Raw genomic sequence first — 18,308 nt, forward strand, 5'->3', positions numbered from 1 at the left:
TGCCGCACCGGCGAAAGTTCTAGCCCGTCCGGCGTTTGAGGACGAGCGCGCAGCGCGATAAGCGGGGTGCCAGGGGCGGCAGCCCCTGGTTTCGGAGAAGGGGCGGGTCTGGGGCGCACCCGCGAGGGCAAGGCCGGGACCGCGGTGCCCGGGCGACGGACCCCGGTCCCCCTCCTCAGGTCGAAGGGGACACCGGGGGACCTGCACCACCGCACTGGCTCGCCGCAAGGCGACCGCGGTCCTCGTCCCCCCCCGCGCGCACCGTCATGCCACCCCTCATCCGGGCACAACGGCACCGCGGGTTCCACGCGGGGGACCGACCTCCCGTCAAGTCCCCGGCGCAGTCTGTGAAGTGAAGCGAAGTGAGGTGAGGGAGCCTCAGTCCTCGCGCAGGGCGCGCACCGCCTGCTCCACCCGCTTGCCGTAATCGGCGTCGGCGGCGTGGAAGTGGGCGAGGTTCTTCTCGATGACGTCGTCGCGGGAGACCTGCGACAGGCCGCCGGCGATGTTGGCCACCAGGCGGGACTTCTCGTCCTCCGACATGAGCCGATAGAGCTCGCCGGCCTGGAAGAAGTCGTCGTCCTTGGTGTGGGCGGGCGCCTCGTGGGTGCCGGTGTGGCCGCTCACGGCGAGGGGGGCCGACAGCGGGCGGCCGGTCTCGGCGGGGCCGTCGTACGAGTTGGGCTCGTAGTTCTTGCGGTCACGCCCGTACGCGTTGGACGCCATGAACCCGTCCCGGCCGTAGTTGTCGGCCTTGGTCGCCCTCGGCGCGTTCACGGCGAGCTGGGTGTGGTTGACGCCCAGGCGGTAGCGGTGCGCGTCGGCGTAGGCGAAGAGCCGGCCCTGGAGCATCTTGTCGGGCGAAGGGCCGATGCCCGGAACGAAGTTGTTCGGGGAGAAGGCGGCCTGCTCGACCTCGGCGAACACGTTGTCGGGGTTGCGGTCGAGGACCAGGCGGCCCACGCGCTGGAGCGGGTAGTCCTTGTGCGGCCACACCTTGGTGAGGTCGAACGGGTTGAAGCGGTAGTCGGCCGCGTCCGCCGCGGGCATGATCTGCACGTGCAGGGTCCAGGACGGGTTCACGCCGCGCTCGATGGCCTGGAGCAGGTCCGTCTGGTGCGAGTTGGGGTCCTTGCCCGCGGTCTCGGCGCCCTGCTCGGCGGAGAGGCAGCGGATGCCCTGGTTCGTCTTGAAGTGGTACTTGACGAAGAAGGCCTCGCCCTCCGCGTTCGTCCACTGGTAGGTGTGCGAGCCGTAGCCGTTCATGTGGCGGTACGAGGCGGGGATGCCGCGGTCGCCCATCAGCCAGGTCACCTGGTGCGTCGCCTCGGGGGCGTGCGCCCAGAAGTCCCAGACGTTGTCCGGCTCCTGCTTGCCCGTGAACGGGTCGCGCTTCTGCGAGTGGATGAAGTCGGGGAACTTCAGCGGGTCCTTGATGAAGAAGACCGGCGTGTTGTTGCCGACGAGGTCGTAATTCCCCTCTTCCGTATAGAACTTGACCGCGAAGCCGCGCGGGTCGCGGACGGCGTCCGCGCCGCCCAGGTTGTCGGCCACGGTCGAGAAGCGCAGGAACACCTCGGTGCGCTTGCCGATCTCGGAGAGGAAGTCGGCGTGGGTGAAGCCGGTGACGTCGTCCGTCACCTCGAAGTAGCCGTACGCGCCCGAGCCGCGGGCGTGCACCACGCGCTCCGGGATGCGCTCGCGGTTGAAGCGGGCCAGCTTCTCCAGGAGGTGCTGGTCCTGGAGGAGGAGCGGCCCGCCGACGCCTGCGGTGGTGGAATTCTGGTTGTCGGCGACAGGGGCGCCGGACTCGGTGGTGAGCACGCGCTGCGGCATGGTGGTGGGTCGGCCTTCCGTGCGGGACTGCGGGGGCTGCTGAGTGACGCGAGCGTAAGGACGCCCGATCCGCCACGTCAACAGTTTGTTGAAGTTGGAGGTGGGGGTGGGGAAGGGGTTCCGGGCCGCGGCGGCACTTGGGCGCGACAGGACAGGTGTCAGCGCCGCCACGGCCCGGAAGTCTGCTGGGCGCCTACGCGACCGGGTCGCCGGAGAGCCGCTCGACCGAGCGGAGCAGGGCGGAGTGGTCGAGGCCGCCGTCGCCCTGTGCGCGCAGGGACGCCACGAGCTGGGCGACCACGGCGCCGACGGGCAGCGCGGCGCCGACAGTGCGGGCGGCGTCGGTGACGATGCCCATGTCCTTGTGGTGCAGGTCGATGCGGAAGCCCGGCTTGAAGTCCCGGTTCAGGAAGTTGTCCTTCTTGCGGGTCAGGACGGTGGAGCCGGCGAGCCCGCCGTTCAGGACGTCGAGCGCGGCCTTCAGGTCCACGCCGGACTTCTCCAGGAAGACCACGGCTTCGGCGCACGCCTGGATGTTCACGGCGACGATGAGCTGGTTGGCGGCCTTCACGGTCTGGCCCGAGCCGTGCGGGCCGCACAGCACGATGGTCTTGCCGAGCGCCTCGAAGATCGGCTCGGCCGCGTCGAAGTCGGCCTGCTCGCCGCCGACCATGATGGACAGGACGGCCTCGATCGCCCCGGCCTCACCGCCGGACACCGGCGCGTCCAGGACGCGGATGCCCTTGTCCTTCGCCGCCTTGGCGAGGTCGACGGAGGTCTGCGGGGTGATCGACGACATGTCGATGAGCAGCGCGCCGGACCGCGCGTTGTCCAGGATGCCGTCGGGGCCGTACGCGATGGCCTCGACCTGCGGCGACGCGGGCACCATCGTCACGATGACGTCGGCGTCCCGGACGGCGTCGGCGATCGACGCGGCGGCGGTGCCGCCCGCCGCGGTGAGCCGGTCGAGCTTGGCCTGCTCGAGGGTGAAGCCGGTGACGGAGTAGCCGGCCTTGATCAGGTTCTCGGACATGGGCGAGCCCATGATCCCGAGTCCGATCCACGCGACCTTGGGGAGCGTGCTCATGGGGGAACCTCTCTGACTGCGTGCGTACGTCGGTGGGTGGGGCTCGGCGTCAGCCGCGGGCCCCGGCGGGGAGCCAGCCGAAGGCCTCGTGGCTCGGGCGGTCGCCGGGCTTGTACTCCAGGCCGACCCAGCCCTCGTACCCGGCCTTCCGCAGCTGGTCGAGCAGGTCTTCCAGGGGGAGCGAACCGGTCCCGGGGGCGCCGCGGCCGGGGTTGTCCGCGATCTGCACGTGGCCGGTCTTCGCCGCGTACCGCTCGATGGCCGACGGCAGGTCCTCGCCGTTCATGGACAGGTGGTACAGGTCCATCAGGAACTTCGCGTTGCCGAGGCCGGTCGCGGCGTTCACCTGGTCCACGATCTCGACGGCCTTGGGGGCGCTCACGATCGGGCAGCGCGGCGACTCCGGCTTGTTCAGGGCCTCGATCAGGAGGACCGCGCCGACGCGGTGCGCCGCTCGCGCGGCCAACGTCAGGTTCTCCAGGGCCAGTTCGTCCTGGACGGCCGGGGCGACGCCGTCGACGCGGTTGCCGTACAGGGCGTTGAGGGCCGTGCAGCCGAGGGACTCGGCGAAGTCCGCGGCCACGTCGATGTTCGCGCGGAACTTCTCGCTCTCGGCGCCCGGCACGGACAGGGCGCCGCGGTCGGGGCCCGGCAGCTGCCCGGCGTAGAAGTTCAGGCCCACCAGCTTGACGCCCGCGTCCTCGATCGCCTGCTTGAGGGCGTCGAGCTCGGACCGCTCCGGGGTGGGGGCGTCGACCCAGGGCCACCACAGCTCGACGGCCTTGAAGCCGGCCGCGGCGGCCGCCGCGGGGCGCTCCAGGAGCGGGAGCTCGGTGAAGAGGATCGACAGGTTCACATTGAAGCGCTGGTCGGAGTACCCCATGGGCTTCCGCGCTCCCTCCGTAGGACTCATCGCGCAACTAATTTCGTATTGCGGAAGTTTGTTTCTGCTTAACGGAAGAGTGCATCCGGTCCGCGGAAGCTGTCAAGAGGGGCTGCCGGAAATTCCCGGCGCCGCAGTAGGTTGAGCCCGTGCGATTGAGAGTGGAGTTCACGACCGAGCCCTTCGACCTCGACGAGGCGCCGCCGCACGCGCTGGCCGCCCGCGAGGTCATCGAGAGCGCCGACCTCGACACCGTGGACGTCGGGCCGTTCGGCAACACGGCCGAGGGCGACGTCGACGCGGTCCTCTCGGCGGTCGACGCGATGCTGCGCCGTTCCCTGAAGGCGGGCGCCACCCGCGTCTCGCTCCAGGTCAACGTGCTCGACGGGGACGGCCGGTGACCGGCGGCGACGACCCCTTCGTGGCGGCCGTCAAGCCCCTCGTCGACGCCATGGGCGGCCGGATGCTGCCGCCGGACGAGGCGGGCGACGACGACGTGGTGCTCGCCTGGGAGGGCGTGGACGTGGTCGCCGTACGCCTGCCGCAGCTCGCCGACTCCCTGGACCACATCCTGCTTGCCCTGGAGCGCAAGCACGGCAAGCCCCTCGCGGACCTCGACCGCAAGGCCAAGCAGGAGGTCGTACGGATACTCGAGGCACGCGGAGCCTTCTCGGTCCGGCACGGCGTGGAAACGGTGGCGGCGGCGATCGGCGTCAGCCGCTTCACGGTCTACAACTACCTGAACCGGGCATGAAATAGCCCGTCCGGCGCTTGAGGACGAGGCGCGAAGCGCCGACGAACCCCGGCGCACTCCAACCCGCAACCTTCGTTACCTGAAGTTTTCAACAAAGTGTTGACGCGGTGTTTCCGAGGGCGTTAGCTATGCGCAGCCCGTCCAGCACAAAGGCCACGGAGGCCCCCGTGACTTCGAGCACCAAGACGCCGGGCATCGCCCGGTTCAACGCCCTCGACGAGCCCGCGGCCCGCGCCGCGCTCCACGAGGTCTGCGCATCGACGGCCTGGGGGAGCGAGATCCTCGCCCAGCGCCCCCTTTCCACCGCCGACGCCCTGTACGCCGCGAGCGACGCCGCCACGGCCGGGCTGACCGCGGCCGACCTGGCCGAGGCGATGGCGGGGCACCCGCCGATCGGGCGCCCGAAGCCCGGGGACCCCACCTCGTCCCGCGAGCAGGCGGGCATGGCCGGGGCCTCCGACGCCCTCAAGGCCGAGATGCTCGAACTGAACCTCGCCTACCAGGACAAGTTCGGCCACGTCTTCCTGATCTGCGCCACCGGCAGGACCGGCGAGCAGATGCGCGACGCGGTCAGGGACCGGATCGGCAACTCGCCCGAACAGGAGCGGGAGATCGTCCGCTCCGAACTGGGCAAGATCAACCGCATCCGCCTCACCCGCCTCCTGGAGGAGCACCGCGCATGAGCACCGCGACCACGGCATCCGTGTCCACGCACATCCTGGACACCAGCGTCGGACGCCCCGCCGAGGGCGTCGCCATCCAGCTGTCCGCCAAGGCCGGGACCGCGCCGTGGGCGGCCCTCGGCGGCTCCGCGACCGACGCGGACGGGCGCTGCAAGGATCTGCCGGCGCTGCCGGAGGGCACCACCCACGTACGTCTGGACTTCGAGACCGAGGCGTACTTCCTGAGCAAGCACACCACGCAAGCCGAGGCGCAGCAGGACGCCCCCGCGAATCGGGACAGCGGTGCGTTCTTCCCCGAGGTGGCGATCACCTTCGCCGTCGTACCGGGCGAGCACTACCACGTACCGCTGCTGCTCAACCCGTTCGGCTACTCCGTTTACCGAGGGAGCTAGCAGACATGGCAGCCCATTCCCACCCGGCCCGCCCTGTGATCCTGGGTCAGAACCAGTACGGGAAAGCAGAGAACCGCGTCGTCAAGATCACGCGGGACGGCGACACCCACCACATCAAGGACCTGAACGTCTCCGTCGCGCTCAGCGGCGACCTCGACGACGTCCACTACAACGGCTCCAACGCCCACTGCCTGCCGACCGACACCACCAAGAACACGGTGTTCGCGTTCGCCAAGGAACACGGCATCGAGTCCGCCGAGCAGTACGGCATCCACCTCGCCCGGCACTTCGTGGACAGCCAGCCCTCCATCCACCGGGCGCGCATCCGCATCGAGGAGTACGCCTGGGAGCGCATCTCCGGCTCCGACGGCAACTCCAAGTTCATCGGCGCCGACGAGGTCAACCACTCCTTCGTCCGCAAGGGCCAGGAGACGCGGCTCGCCCAGATCACCTACGACGGCGAGCGGTTCGAGGTCCTCAGCGGCCTGAAGGACCTGACCGTGATGAACTCCACGAACTCCGAGTTCTGGGGCTACATCAAGGACAAGTACACGACGCTGCAAGAGGACTACGACCGCATCCTCGCCACCTCCCTGTCCACCTGGTGGCGGCACAACTGGACCAGCGACGAGCAGCGCATGCCGAACTGGGAGAAGTCCTACGCGCAGGCGAAGAAGCACATCCTGCACGCCTTCGTGGAGACCTACTCCCTCTCGCTCCAGCAGACGCTGTACCAAATGGGCTCGCGCGTCATCAACAACCGCAGCGAGATCGACGAGATCCGCTTCTCCGCGCCCAACAAGCACCACTTCCGCCTGGACCTCTCCTTCTGCGGCCTCGAGAACGAGGCCAAGGACGGCGCCGTCTACTACGCCGCGGACCGCCCGTACGGCCTCATCGAGGCCACCATCCTGCGGGACGGGGCCGAGGCCAGGATCCCGGTCGACATGACCAACCTCTGACGCGGCTCGCGGGTCCCCGCCCGTCCGCAGCGGACGGGGGCCCGCCACCTTGGAGGGAACGACAGCCATGGCACAGCCCGAGAAAGGACCGGCAGCCCCGTCTGACGGTCCGTGTTCCACCCCGCAGGAACCCGACGGGACCGCACCTTCCGCCTGCCACCCCGTCGACGAGAAGCTCCCCGCCTCGCGGCTCGCCCCCGCCGCGCTCCAGCACATCGCCGCCATGTACGCGGGTGTCGTCACCCCTCCGCTCATCATCGGCCAGGCCGTGGGCCTGGACACCGCCGCGCAGACCCGGCTCATCGCGGCGAGCCTGCTGATCGCGGGACTCGCCACACTCCTTCAGACCCTCGGCGTCAAGGGCGTCGTCGGCAACCGGCTCCCGTTCGTCAACGCCGCCTCGTCCGCGGGCATCGCGCCCATCCTCGCCATCGCCGAGAACAGCGCGAAGGGCCACCAACTCCCCGCGATCTACGGCGCGGTGATGGTGGCCGGGCTCTTCTGCCTCGCCGTCGGACCGTTCTTCGGGCGGCTGCTCCGCTTCTTCCCGCCGCTCGTCACCGGCGTCGTCATCACGCTCATCGGCGTGACGCTCATGCCCGTGCCCGTCACCTGGGCGCAGGGCGGCGACAAGGAGGCCGCGGACTTCGGCGACATGCGCTATCTGGCGCTCGCCGCGTTCACGCTGGTCGTGATCCTGCTCTTCCAGCGCTTCGCGCGCGGCTTCTTCCGCCAAGTGGCGCTGCTCATGGGCATGTTGATCGGTACGCTCGCCGCGGTCCCGTTCGGCCTCGCCGACTTCTCGGCGCTCAGGTCGGCGCCGGTGGCCGCGCTGCCCACGCCCTTCGCGTCCGGCGCTCCGGAGTTCCAGCCCGCCGCGATCCTGTCCCTGTGCATCGTGATGCTCGTCCTGATGACCGAGTCGAGCGCCGGGATGCTGGCGCTCGGCGAGATCTGCGAGCGCAGGACCGACGGCGCGACCATCACGCGCGGCCTGCGCACCGACGGCATCGCCACCCTGGTGGGCCCGGTCTTCGGCGGCTTCCCGACCTCCGCGTTCGCGCAGAACGTCGGCGTCGTCTCCCTCACCCGGGTGCGCAGCCGCTATGTCGTGGCCGTCGCGGGCGGCGCCCTGATCGTGCTCGGCGCGTTCCCCGTGCTCGGCGCGGTCGTCAGCCTCGTACCGATGCCGGTGCTCGGCGGCGCGGGCATCGTCCTGTTCGGCTCGATCGCGGTCAGCGGCATCCGTACGCTGTCCGAGGCGGGCCTCGACGACAGCTCCAACATCGTCCTCGTGGCCGTGGCGCTCGGCGCGGGCATCATCCCGCTCGCCGCGCCCGCCTTCTACGCCGACTTCCCGGCCTGGGCGCAGACCGTGCTCGGCTCCGGCATCAGCGCGGGCGCGCTCGTCGCCGTCCTCCTGAACCTGTTCTTCCACCATCTCGGCACCCGCGACAGCGCCCACGGCGACATCGCGGCACTCAAATCCTCCTAGGGTCCTGCCGTGCCCAGCCCGTCACCGCCACTACCTGAGGGAAGCACCATGGCACCTTCGGCAGCCCGCACCGTCATCGAGAACGTGGCCATCGCCACCGTCGACGCGCACGACACCGAGTACGCGTCGGGCCACATCGTCGTCGCCGGGAACAGGATCGAGTCCATCGGCGCCGGACAGGCCCCCGAAGGCCTGGAGAACGTGGTCCGCCGCGTCGACGGCACCGGGCACCTCGCGACCCCCGGCCTGGTCAACACGCACCACCACTTCTACCAGTGGATCACCCGGGGCCTCGCCACCGACCACAACCTCTTCAACTGGCTGGTCGCGCTGTACCCGACGTGGGCGCGCATCGACGAGCCGATGGTCCGCGCCGCCGCGCAGGGCTCGCTCGCGATGATGGCCCGCGGCGGCGTCACCACCGCCATGGACCACCACTACGTCTACCCGAAGGGCTCCGGCGACCTGTCCGGCGCCATCATCGGGGCGGCCCGCGAGACGGGCGTGCGGTTCACGCTCGCCCGCGGCTCGATGGACCGCAGCGAGAAGGACGGCGGCCTGCCGCCGGACTTCGCCGTCGAGACCCTGGAGGGCGCGCTCGCCGCGACCGAGGAGACCGTCAAGGAGCACCACGACGCGTCCTTCGACGCGATGACGCAGGTGGCTGTCGCGCCCTGCTCGCCGTTCTCCGTCTCCACCGAACTGATGAAGCAGGGCGCGGAGTTGGCGCGGCGCCTCGGCGTACGCCTGCACACGCACGGCAGCGAGACGGTCGAGGAGGAGAAGTTCTGTCACGAGCTGTTCGGCATGGGCCCGACCGACTACTTCGCGTCGACGGGCTGGCTGGGCGAGGACGTGTGGATGGCGCACTGCGTCCACATGAACGACTCCGACATCGCGGCGTTCGCCCGCACCGGCACGGGCGTCGCCCACTGCCCGTCCTCCAACGCCCGCCTCGCCGCCGGCATCGCCCGCGTGCCCGACATGCTGGCCGCCGGCGTCCCGGTCGGCCTCGGCGTGGACGGCACCGCCTCCAACGAGTCCGGCGAGCTCCACACCGAACTGCGCAACGCGCTGCTCATCAACCGTCTGGGCGCCCACAAGGAAGCCGCCCTGAACGCCCGCCAGGCGCTGCGCCTCGGCACCTACGGCGGCGCGCAAGTCCTCGGCCGGGCGAGCCAGATCGGCTCGCTGGAGGCGGGGAAGCTCGCGGACCTCGTCCTGTGGAAGGTCGACGGCATCGGACACTCCTCGATCGCCGACCCGGTCACCGCGATCGTCTTCGGCGCGGCAGCGCCGGTGACCCTCTCCCTCGTCAACGGCGAGCCGGTCGTCGAGCACGGCCGCCTGCTGCGCGTCGACGAGGACGCCATCGCCCGCGTGACGCGGGACGAGGCACAGCGACTCGCGCGCGTCGCCGCGGCGCACTGACCGCGCGGGCGACACCGCAGATGTCCGGCTGAGGGGGACGGCCCTCGGCCGGCGACCGTGGACCCGAGCGGGGTCCACGGTCACCGTGGCCGGGGGCGCGCCGTGCGCGCCCCCGGACCCGTACGCCGTATCTGCTCCACTGCACCACCTCCCTGACACCCGTGTCACCCGATGACGCGTAACCGACCGGAGGGTCCGCCGTGGCCGCCAAGCCGAGTTCTCACAAGGGCGCAGCGACTACCGCTGCGCAGCACCCAGTTGACGAGCGCCTCCCGGTGCTCAAGATGGCGACGACCGGCCTCCAGCACGTGGCCGCCATGTACGCGGGCGTCGTCGCCCCGCCGCTCATCGTCGGCGCGGCCGTGGGCCTCTCGGCGAAGGAACTCACCTTCCTCACCGGTGCCTGCCTCTTCACGGCGGGCCTCGCGACCTTCCTCCAGACCCTCGGGATCTGGAACATCGGCGCCCGCCTGCCGTTCGTGAACGGCGTCACCTTCGCCGGTGTCGCCCCCATGCTGGCGGTCGTCGACTCGACGAAGGACAAGGACGACGCGCTGCCGATCATCTTCGGAGCGGTGATCGTCGCGGGCGTCCTCGGCTTCATAGCCGCCCCGTTCTTCTCCAAACTGGTGCGCTTCTTCCCGCCGGTGGTGACCGGCACGGTCATCACCCTCATCGGGATCTCCCTGATGCCGGTCGCCTTCGGCTGGGCGCAGGGCCCGAACCCGGCCGCCAAGGACTACGGCGCGCAGAAGTACCTGGCCCTCGCGGGCATCACCCTCGTGATCGTCCTCCTGCTTCGCCGCTTCACGCGCGGCTTCGTGAAGCAGATCGCGGTGCTGCTCGGCCTCGTACTCGGCACGCTCGTCGCGATCCCCTTCGGCGTGACCGACTTCGACCCGGTCACTCAGGCGGACGTGGTCGGCTTCCCGACGCCGTTCCACTTCGGCGCGCCGCAGTTCACCGCCGCCGCGATCGTCTCCCTCTGCGTCGTCATGGTCGTCTCCATGACCGAGTCGACGGCCGACATGCTGGCCCTCGGCGAGATCGTGGACCGCCCCGCCGACGAGAGGACGATCGCCGCGGGCCTGCGCGCCGACACCCTGGGCTCGGCGGTGAGCCCGCTCTTCAACGGCTTCATGTGCAGCGCGTTCGCGCAGAACATCGGCCTGGTGGCGATGACGAAGATCCGCAGCCGGTACGTGGTCGCTGTGGGCGGCGGCTTCCTGGTCCTCCTCGGCCTGTGCCCGATGGCCGCGTCCCTGATCGCCGTCGTACCGCGCCCGGTGCTCGGCGGCGCGGGCGTCGTCCTGTTCGGCTCGGTCGCGGCCAGCGGCATCCAGACCCTCGTCAAGGCGGGCCTGGACAAGGACAACAACGTCCTGATCGTCGCGGTCTCCCTGGCCGTGGGCCTCATCCCGATCTCGGCCCCGGAGTTCTACCACGCGTTCCCCGAGAACGCGAAGATCATCCTCGACTCCGGCATCTCCACGGGCTGCGTGGCCGCCATGGTCCTCAACCTCCTCTTCAACCACATCGGCGCCAGCAGCGAGGCGGACGAGGTAACGGCCCCCATGGAACCAGCGGCCGAAATCAGCCCGTCCGGCGTTTGAGGACGAGCGCGCAGCGCGGAAAAAAGGGGGTTCTAGGGGGCGGAGCCCCCTGGTTTCGGGAAGGGGCGGGCTTGGGGAGCCCCCGGCAGGGCACCGACCTCAGCCCGCCCCCCCTCAGCAGCCGCTCACCGACCGATGTGGAACGACTCGCCGTACACCTTCCAGTCCAGCGGCGGATCAAGGTTCAGGTTCCGCTTGTTGAGGAAGACGCGCTGCGCGGTATCGACCCGACTGGTGTCCTCGTGGGCCTGCTCCTGCTTCATCGCCCAGACACGCGCGTCGAGGAAGGCGTGCAGGTACTTGACCTCGTCCCCGCCCTGCGCCGGCGGCTTCGCCGAGCGCAGCGCGCGCTTGCGGATGTTGCGGAAGCTCGTCGCGTCGTCGCCGTCACCGTGCATGACGATCGCGTCGTAGTACGTGAACTGCCCGAGCGTGCCGATGCCGTCGGCCTTGCCCTGCTTGACGGCCGGGTTGAAGTAGACGCGGTCGCGCTCGTCGTTCTGCGCCTGCTGGAAGGCCGGGTCCTGCGCGGCCTTCCGCCAGTCCTTGGGGTAGTTCGGGTCGAGGCCGGCGTGCGAGTCGGAGCCGTTCACCCGGCGGAGCGCGGGCAGGTACTTTTCGAGTACGTTGCCGGGCTTGCGCTTGGCGTAGAGCTCGACGAGGTCGAGCATGTCGCCGGTGCCGGAACAGAATCCGATGATCCCCGCGGTGTAGCCGCGCTTGTCGCCGATGTCCTCGATGTACTTGTACTGCGCCTTCCAGTCCAGCGAGGAGTTCTCCGCGCTGGAGACCAGCTTCATGGCGATTTCCTTCTTCGCCGGGTCGTCGAGCCCCGCGGGCGCGGCGCTCGCGGACTGGGTCGTGAGGAGCGGCCCCGCGATCAGGGCCGCGCCTATCAGGCCGATCACGGCACGTCGCGAGGGGTGCTTGTGGGGGGTGCGCTGAGCGTGCAACGGGACCTCCAGAGAGGGGAGTTCACGGTTCCGCGGAGCGTTCGCGGTGGCCCGCGTTTTGTTAGGAAGGTTTCCTACCAGAGATTCCACGTGACGTATACCCGTCAAGCCGCGGCTCGTTGGCGGAATGGCGTCCCGTCGGTGCCCGAAACGCCGCGGTCGGCCGCCCCATCCGGCCCAGGGCGTCACCCGCACATGGCCGGACATCGCCCTAGTCGCTGCTCACGCTGGTCCGTACGATCCCAGCACCCTCAGCCTCCGCTCATCGCGCTCGGGTCCGTCGTGGCCCGGCGCGACGGCTGAGAGTCAGCTCCTCCCAGCACGACTCCAGTACCGCTCCAACCCCCACCTCGTGCCGGTGCGCCCTGCGCGCGCGCCGCACGGGCCGAAGCACTGGATAGGGAGAAACGAACCATGTCCGCTGCACTGCTCGCGGGCGGCGCCCTCGCCGCCCTGATCACCGCGGGCCTGCCCGCGCCCGATCCGTCCGGGATCAGCGATCCACCGCCGGACAAGATCGTCATCGACATCGCCACCGTGAACGGCTCCGGCTGTCCCAAGAACACCACCGCCGTCGCCGTCTCGGAGGACAACACGGCGTTCACCGTCACCTACAGCGACTACCTCGCCCAGGCGGGCGGCAACTCCCCGCCCACGGCGCTGCGCAAGAACTGCCAGCTCAGCCTGGTCGTGCACGTCCCACAGGGATTCACGTACGCGATCGCGAGCGCCGACTACCGCGGCTTCGCCTCGCTCCAGCGCGGAGCGAGAGGGGAGGAGAAGGCCTCGTACTACTTCCAGGGCTCGCCGAACACGAACGCCAAGTCGCACAGCTTCTCGGGCCCCATGGGCGACAACTGGCAGGCCACCGACGAGACCGAGGTGACCCAGCTGGTGTGGGCGCCGTGCGGCAAGAAGCGCAACTTCAACATCAACACCGAGCTGCGCGTCGACATCGGCAGCTCGGACACCAGCAAGGTCAGCTTCATGACGATGGACTCGACCGACGGGGCCATCAGCACGATCTACCGCGTGAAGTGGAAGGAGTGCCCACGCTGACGCAGAGCTGGTGAGGTGCTGACCTGAGCCTGGTGAGGGGGTCGCGCCTCCGGGCAGCCCGGGAGCCGTCCGGAGGCGCGTCACCTCATGCCATCCGTAAGCCGCGCGTCATCCGTCGAGCCGCGTCACCCGTCGAGTCGCGTCACCGGCGGTCCAGCGCGTCCCGCACCTTCTTCGCGACCGCGTACGTGTCCCCGGCGGGCCGCACCGCGAGCCGCCCCGGGTCGCGCGTCCAGCGGTCCTCGAGCGCGAACCAGTCGACCGGCTCCGGCTCCCGCCCCTCGTCGAGCGCGGCCCGCAGCCCGTCGAAGTACGTGCGCCAGCGCAGCCGGTAGAGCCCGCCGACGAGCCCCGCCCACTCGCGGTTGGCGTAGTCCTTCAGACCCGCGTCGGCCCCGGCACGGGTGCCCCACACGGTGAGCAGCGACAGCTGGTCGTACGCGAGCCGGTCGCGCTCGCGGGCGTCGGCGCCCCAGGCGCGCGCGTCGGCGACCCACCGCCCGAGCAGCTGCCGGGCGTCGGTGGCCACCAGCCGGTCGAGCAGGTCGACATGGCCGAGCCAGGTGCGCGTGAGCCGGTCGAAGCGGGCGGTGTCCCGCTGCTCGTACGCGTCCCTGATCTGCGGCAGAAGCACCCGGCTCCGGTTGGAGAGGGCCTGGCGCGCCACATCGAGCAGATCGCGCCGGTAGGCCGACGAGCCCCGCAACTCCTTCCGCACGGACAGCAGATGACCCAGTGCGGGCGCGAAGTCGTCCGGCTCGTACCGCATCGCCTTCGGCGACCAGGACGCGGCGGACGCCACGGTCAGCGAGGGCCGCGCCCCGAAGAGCCCGTCGGCGCCCTCGGCCCAGCTGTCGGCGCGCGTGGTGCCGTAACACGTGCGACGCAGGGCGTCCCAGGCGGCCTGCGCGCTGTGGTCGACGCCCCCGTACCGCGTGGTGGCCCACTGCCGGAACCATTCTTCGAGGTCCAAGTCGCCGTCGTGCCAGGCCAGTTCGGAGAACAGCTCGAACGCGGCCGGGTTGTTGTCGGCGGCCTCCGGCATCAGCGAGATGCCGCGCAGGGTGCTGCCGTCCTTCGTGCGCCACCGCTCGTACAGGGCCGCCCAGTCGGGCGTGTTGGCGCCGAGCGCCGTGTGCCCGCCGAAGTTCCAGATGGAGCCGAAGGTGTACGGCGTCGAGCCCCAGTCGGCCTCCCGGTCCGTGACGGTCGGGAAGCGGTCGGAGAGCCCGTCGACGACGAGCATGCGGTCCTTGTCGACGGCGTCGGTGAGGGCCTTCGGCGGGTTGTGCTGCCAGCCGAGGATGACCCAGACGGCGCCCGGGTGCGCGGCCCGCAGCGCCTTCTCGACGGCCCGGGCGGCCTCGCCCACCGGCACGTCGCCCGGCTTCCCGCCCTCGTGCAGCAGGTCCATCTTGTACATCGTGGACGGTCCGAACAGATCGTTCTGTACGCGGTAGAAGGCGGCGGCGACCCGCGCGAACGCGTCGGTGCGCGGATCCAGCCAGTCGGGCCGCCGGAAGCCGACCCAGTTGCCCTGCGGCACGGTCCGCGCGCCGGGATTCCGCCCGGCGAAATCCGGCGGGACGGTACCGAAGTAGCCGGGGAGCACGGGCGTCATGCCGAGCTCGCGGAGCCGGTCCGCGATGCGCCGCCCGAGCCGGGCGCGCCGCGCGAGCAGCTGCCGCGACACGGGGTGCGGGAACGCCGCCATGTTCTGGAGCAGCCACCACGGCTGGTGCGCGGGCCCCGGCACCCACGCCCGCAACTCCGCGTCCCCGTACCCGAATTCCTGGAACACCCGGTGGTAGACGGCGTCCGCGCCCACGTACACCAGGACCTCGTTGTAGCCGTGCAGGGCGAGCACGTCGAGCTCGCGCTCCCAGTACGACCAGTCGTGGTAGGCGTTCGTGTAGCCGTCGTTGGTGTCGTTGAGGACGAACCGGTGCGGGACGTTGGCCCGTCTGGTCGTGGTCCTGCCCGGGTCCGGGAGCAGCTTCGGCAGGTCCAGCTGCCGCCCCGCCCAGGTGATGTTGGCCCGGGCGGAGTGTTTCAGGTAGTGGTACAGGCCCTTGAGCTGGACGGCCGGGGTGGAGCCTGCGATGACGACGGCGCCCCGCTCGCCGGACACCCGGAAGGTGTCGCGGGTGCCGGGCAGCGCCTCGAAGGCGAGCTGGTCGGCGTGGCGGGGGAGCAGGCGCCGGGCGGCGGCCGCGGCGGCGCCCGGCTTCCCGGGGATCGCGGGGGCTCCGGGGACACCGGGGGCTCCGGGGGCACCGTGGGCGCTCCGGGGGGCGCCATCGGCGGTGCGCCCCCCGGAGCAGGCCATGGCCGTACCGGCGGTGCCGGCGAGGGCGGTGAGGAGGGTACGGCGGGGCAGCTGGGGCATGCGGGCTCCCGTGGGTCGGGGCTTGCTCGGCGGGTACCGACGTGACTGATGCCCAGCGTCACCCCGTGCCCTAACCCGTCAGGCCGGAGGCTGGGTGCGGCGGAAGTAATCGGTGCCGCCGTCACCCGGCCAGACGAACGACAGCTGCCCGCCGCTGAGCGTGGCCCGGCCGCGCCCCACCTCGCCCATGCAGGTCGCGGTGATCGTCATGGCGGCGGTGATCGTGCCGGGGCAGGACTTGCCGCCGGAGCGCATGTTCATGGACGTGCCGTTGACGGTCAGGACGATGAGACGGCCCCCCGACCCGCGCGCCACGTGGTACCAGGTGCCCTGCACGGACTGGGGTCCGGCGGCGGGCTTGGTGGGCTTCGTGGGCGTCGTGGGCTTCGTGGTCCTCTTCGGGGGGACGGCGGGGGCGCTCGTGCGGGGTGGGGCGGGTGCGCCGGTACGTGGTGCGGTGCGCGTGGGCGTCGGACTGCCGCTTGCCGGGCTCGGGGTCTTCGCCGCCCGGGGCTTCTTGGTGGGGCTGGGGGTCGGTGACGCCGACTCCCTCACGTCCGCTGTGCCGCTGGCGTGGTCGTTCTTGTCGTCACCTCCGCATCCGGTCAGCGCGAGCGCGAGCACCGCGACGGCGGAGGTGGCGACGGAACGTGTTCGGTGCACAGAAAGGTCCTGAACTCGGGTGCTGGTGGGGGGACTTGGGCGAGCCTGCCACACCGTGAAAGCCGAGATCCAGGCCGGCCGGACATGTTCCTGGGATGAGTTCGACTGCACCGGGGGACAGCCTGACGCACCCACGATTCATCGGGTCTGAGGCACTAATTCCGGCCCAATGATCCGTAACAGACCCGTACGTCCCTCATTGACATCCGATGTATCCGCTCCTACGTTCCCGAGCGACTGCCAACGAACAGGAGCCGCACATGCGCCGCAGAGTCCCCGCACTCGCCCTGCTCCTCACCGCAGCGCTGGCGAGCACGGCCCTCCCGACGGCCACCGCCGTGCCGTCGCCGGACAAGCCGACCCCGCCCCGGCAGGCCGCGGGCCCCGGCACCGACCACGCCACCGACGACCCCTTCACCGCCGACCGCACCAACTGGTTCCGTCAGGACCGCTTCGGCATGTTCATCCACTTCGGCGCGTACGCGAACCTGGAGGGCGAGTACCGGCGCCCGGACGGCACGACGTGCCGCAACGCCGAGTGGATCCAGCGCCAGTGCAAGATCCCGAAAGCCGCGTACGAGCGGCAGGCCAAGGCCTTCGACCCGGCCGACTTCGACGCGAAGGCGGTGGTGCGGGCCGCGAAGGACGCCGGGATGAAGTACATCGTCATCACGTCCAAGCACCACGAGGGCTACGCGATGTGGCCGACGAAGGTGAACGCGTGGAATCTGCGCGACCACTCGTCGTTCGACAAGAAGCGGGACATCCTCGCGGAGCTCAAGAAGGCGTCCGACGACGCGGGCATCAAGCTCGGCTTCTACTACTCGATCTGGGACTGGCACGACCCGGACTTCCCCGACCCGGCGACCTTCCCGAAGTACGAGAAGCGCATGTACGCGCAGCTCAAGGAGCTCATCGACAGCTACGACCCGGCGCTGCTCTGGTTCGACGGCGAGTGGGCCACCGAGGACCCGCACAACCCGTGGACCGCCCGCGACGGCGAGCGCCTGGAGTCGTATCTGCGCGGCCTGAACCCGGACCTGGTCATCAACAACCGCGTGGGCAAGCGCCGCGTGACCGACGGCGACTACGGCACGCCCGAGCAGGAGATCCCCGACGCGCCGGTCGACGGCCAGCTGTGGGAGTCGTGCATGACGCTCAACGACCACTGGGGCTACGCCCGCTACGACCAGAACTGGAAGTCGGGCGCGACCCTCGTCCGCAACCTGCTCTCCACGACGTCCCGCAGCGGCAACTACCTCCTCAACGTCGGCCCCGACGCCCGCGGCCGCATCCCGCAGCCGTCCGTCGACCGCCTCAAGGAGATGGGCAGCTGGCTGCGCACGGCGGGCCAGGGCGACGCGGTGTACGGCGCCCGCTACGCCGGGCTCGTGCAGGAGCCCGCGTGGGGCGCGGTGAGCCGCAAGGGCAACACCCTGTACGCGGCGGTCACCCAGTGGCCGGCCGCCGGGAAGCCGCTGCATCTGACCGCCCGCACCGACGTCCGCGTCAAGTCGGCCCGGGTGCTGGGCAGTTCGCAGCAGGTGACGGTCGCCAAGTCCGGCGACGGCTACGACCTCACGCCGTCCGGCGCCCCGACGAACGCCCTCGCCACCGTCATCGCCCTCGACGTCGACCCGGGGCCGACGGCGAGCCCCGGCGACGGCAAGGGCCTCAAGCAGGAGCTCTTCGACAACACCGACCTGTCCGGCACCCCGAAGGTCACCCGCACCGACCCGACCGTCAACCACTCCTGGAAGTACACGGGTTCACCGCACCCGTCGATCCCCGCCGACGGGTTCGGCATCCGCTGGACCGGCTCCGTCGAGCCGCGCCGCACGGAGACGTACACCCTCACCACCGTCTCCGACGACACGGTCCGGGTGTGGATCGACGGCAAGCTGGTGATCGACTCCTGGACCCCGCACGAGCCGAAGGTCGACAAGGCGCAGGTGCGGCTCACGGCCGGGCAGCGGCACACGATCCGCGTCGACTACACGGAACGGACCGGCGAGGCCCACATGAAGCTGCTGTGGTCGAGCCCGAACCAGCCGCAGGAGATCATCCCGGCGACGCAGCTGCGTACGCCGTGACCGGGCCCTGTGGGG

The 18,308-nt window shown here is 70.6% G+C and carries 16 protein-coding genes; 10 read left to right on the top strand and 6 right to left on the bottom strand.

The window, feature by feature from the left end:
• Nucleotides 1-378: 378 nt before the first annotated feature.
• The 3 genes from ACFWZ5_RS22810 to ACFWZ5_RS22820 form a co-directional block, all read right to left on the bottom strand.
• Nucleotides 379-1,836, bottom strand: coding sequence for a catalase (locus ACFWZ5_RS22810; RefSeq protein WP_384789362.1), 1,458 nt, complete (start codon nt 1,834-1,836; stop codon nt 379-381).
• A gap of 193 nt (nt 1,837-2,029) precedes the next feature.
• Nucleotides 2,030-2,923: a 2-hydroxy-3-oxopropionate reductase gene (locus ACFWZ5_RS22815; RefSeq protein ID WP_384789359.1), complete on the bottom strand. Its 894-nt coding sequence runs from the start codon at nt 2,921-2,923 to the stop codon at nt 2,030-2,032.
• Between the two features lie 49 nt (nt 2,924-2,972).
• Complete coding sequence (locus tag ACFWZ5_RS22820) at nt 2,973-3,806, bottom strand: TIM barrel protein (RefSeq protein WP_384789356.1); 834 nt, start codon at nt 3,804-3,806, stop codon at nt 2,973-2,975.
• 149 nt (nt 3,807-3,955) lie between these two features.
• Here ACFWZ5_RS22820 and ACFWZ5_RS22825 point away from each other — a divergent pair, with 149 nt between their 5' ends.
• The 8 genes from ACFWZ5_RS22825 (at nt 3,956) to ACFWZ5_RS22860 (ending at nt 11,136) form a co-directional block, all read left to right on the top strand.
• Nucleotides 3,956-4,207, top strand: a complete 252-nt coding sequence (locus ACFWZ5_RS22825; protein WP_384789353.1) for a thiamine-binding protein — start codon at nt 3,956-3,958, stop codon at nt 4,205-4,207.
• Nucleotides 4,204-4,560 carry a helix-turn-helix domain-containing protein gene (locus tag ACFWZ5_RS22830; RefSeq protein ID WP_384789350.1) on the top strand — a complete coding sequence of 119 codons (357 nt, stop codon included), beginning with the start codon at nt 4,204-4,206 and terminating at the stop codon, nt 4,558-4,560. The genes ACFWZ5_RS22825 and ACFWZ5_RS22830 overlap by 4 nt, the downstream gene beginning before the upstream one ends.
• 128 nt (nt 4,561-4,688) lie before the next feature.
• Entirely contained in the window at nt 4,689-5,243 is a 555-nt protein-coding gene (gene uraD / locus ACFWZ5_RS22835) for a 2-oxo-4-hydroxy-4-carboxy-5-ureidoimidazoline decarboxylase (RefSeq protein WP_384789347.1), read from the top strand.
• Nucleotides 5,240-5,635, top strand: a complete 396-nt coding sequence (gene uraH / locus ACFWZ5_RS22840) for a hydroxyisourate hydrolase (protein ID WP_384789344.1) — start codon at nt 5,240-5,242, stop codon at nt 5,633-5,635. Before uraD ends, uraH begins: the two co-directional genes overlap by 4 nt.
• A gap of 5 nt (nt 5,636-5,640) precedes the next feature.
• Nucleotides 5,641-6,597, top strand: coding sequence for a factor-independent urate hydroxylase (gene pucL, locus ACFWZ5_RS22845; protein ID WP_384789341.1), 957 nt, complete (start codon nt 5,641-5,643; stop codon nt 6,595-6,597).
• 67 nt (nt 6,598-6,664) lie between these two features.
• Entirely contained in the window at nt 6,665-8,092 is a 1,428-nt protein-coding gene (locus ACFWZ5_RS22850; protein ID WP_384789338.1) for a nucleobase:cation symporter-2 family protein, read from the top strand.
• Nucleotides 8,093-8,140: 48 nt separating this feature from the next.
• On the top strand, nt 8,141-9,523 hold the full coding sequence (locus ACFWZ5_RS22855; protein WP_384789335.1) for an 8-oxoguanine deaminase: 1,383 nt from the start codon (nt 8,141-8,143) through the stop codon (nt 9,521-9,523).
• Nucleotides 9,524-9,723: 200 nt separating this feature from the next.
• On the top strand, nt 9,724-11,136 hold the full coding sequence (locus ACFWZ5_RS22860) for a nucleobase:cation symporter-2 family protein (RefSeq protein ID WP_384789332.1): 1,413 nt from the start codon (nt 9,724-9,726) through the stop codon (nt 11,134-11,136).
• Nucleotides 11,137-11,261: 125 nt separating this feature from the next.
• Here ACFWZ5_RS22860 and ACFWZ5_RS22865 read toward each other — a convergent pair whose 3' ends face one another.
• A complete protein-coding gene (locus ACFWZ5_RS22865) occupies nt 11,262-12,089 on the bottom strand; it encodes a chitosanase (RefSeq protein WP_384789329.1) in 828 nt (275 codons plus the stop codon).
• 414 nt (nt 12,090-12,503) lie between these two features.
• Between ACFWZ5_RS22865 and ACFWZ5_RS22870 the strand changes: the two genes are divergently transcribed.
• Nucleotides 12,504-13,148, top strand: a complete 645-nt coding sequence (locus ACFWZ5_RS22870; RefSeq protein WP_384789326.1) for a DUF4360 domain-containing protein — start codon at nt 12,504-12,506, stop codon at nt 13,146-13,148.
• A gap of 142 nt (nt 13,149-13,290) precedes the next feature.
• Here the strand turns inward: ACFWZ5_RS22870 and ACFWZ5_RS22875 are convergent, their stop codons facing one another.
• Nucleotides 13,291-15,537: an alpha-N-acetylglucosaminidase gene (locus ACFWZ5_RS22875; RefSeq protein ID WP_384789324.1), complete on the bottom strand. Its 2,247-nt coding sequence runs from the start codon at nt 15,535-15,537 to the stop codon at nt 13,291-13,293.
• Nucleotides 15,538-15,615: 78 nt separating this feature from the next.
• Complete coding sequence (locus ACFWZ5_RS22880) at nt 15,616-16,200, bottom strand: hypothetical protein (RefSeq protein WP_384789321.1); 585 nt, start codon at nt 16,198-16,200, stop codon at nt 15,616-15,618.
• 260 nt (nt 16,201-16,460) lie between these two features.
• On the opposite strand from ACFWZ5_RS22880, the gene ACFWZ5_RS22885 reads away from it, so the two are divergent.
• Nucleotides 16,461-18,293 (top strand): alpha-L-fucosidase, encoded by a 1,833-nt coding sequence (locus ACFWZ5_RS22885; protein ID WP_384789318.1) that lies wholly within the window; start codon nt 16,461-16,463, stop codon nt 18,291-18,293.
• Nucleotides 18,294-18,308 lie beyond the last annotated feature (15 nt).

It is taken from the genome of Streptomyces sp. NPDC059003 (assembly GCF_042740445.1).
Classification (GTDB): domain Bacteria; phylum Actinomycetota; class Actinomycetes; order Streptomycetales; family Streptomycetaceae; genus Streptomyces.

Coding starts and splice junctions, on each gene's coding strand:
- ACFWZ5_RS22810 (WP_384789362.1), bottom strand. CDS start 1,836: ATGCCGCAGCGCGTGCTCACCACCGAGTCCGGCGCCCCTGTCGCCGAC.
- ACFWZ5_RS22815 (WP_384789359.1), bottom strand. CDS start 2,923: ATGAGCACGCTCCCCAAGGTCGCGTGGATCGGACTCGGGATCATGGGC.
- ACFWZ5_RS22820 (WP_384789356.1), bottom strand. CDS start 3,806: ATGGGGTACTCCGACCAGCGCTTCAATGTGAACCTGTCGATCCTCTTC.
- uraD (WP_384789347.1), top strand. CDS start 4,689: ATGCGCAGCCCGTCCAGCACAAAGGCCACGGAGGCCCCCGTGACTTCG.
- uraH (WP_384789344.1), top strand. CDS start 5,240: ATGAGCACCGCGACCACGGCATCCGTGTCCACGCACATCCTGGACACC.
- pucL (WP_384789341.1), top strand. CDS start 5,641: ATGGCAGCCCATTCCCACCCGGCCCGCCCTGTGATCCTGGGTCAGAAC.
- ACFWZ5_RS22850 (WP_384789338.1), top strand. CDS start 6,665: ATGGCACAGCCCGAGAAAGGACCGGCAGCCCCGTCTGACGGTCCGTGT.
- ACFWZ5_RS22855 (WP_384789335.1), top strand. CDS start 8,141: ATGGCACCTTCGGCAGCCCGCACCGTCATCGAGAACGTGGCCATCGCC.
- ACFWZ5_RS22870 (WP_384789326.1), top strand. CDS start 12,504: ATGTCCGCTGCACTGCTCGCGGGCGGCGCCCTCGCCGCCCTGATCACC.
- ACFWZ5_RS22875 (WP_384789324.1), bottom strand. CDS start 15,537: ATGCCCCAGCTGCCCCGCCGTACCCTCCTCACCGCCCTCGCCGGCACC.
- ACFWZ5_RS22885 (WP_384789318.1), top strand. CDS start 16,461: ATGCGCCGCAGAGTCCCCGCACTCGCCCTGCTCCTCACCGCAGCGCTG.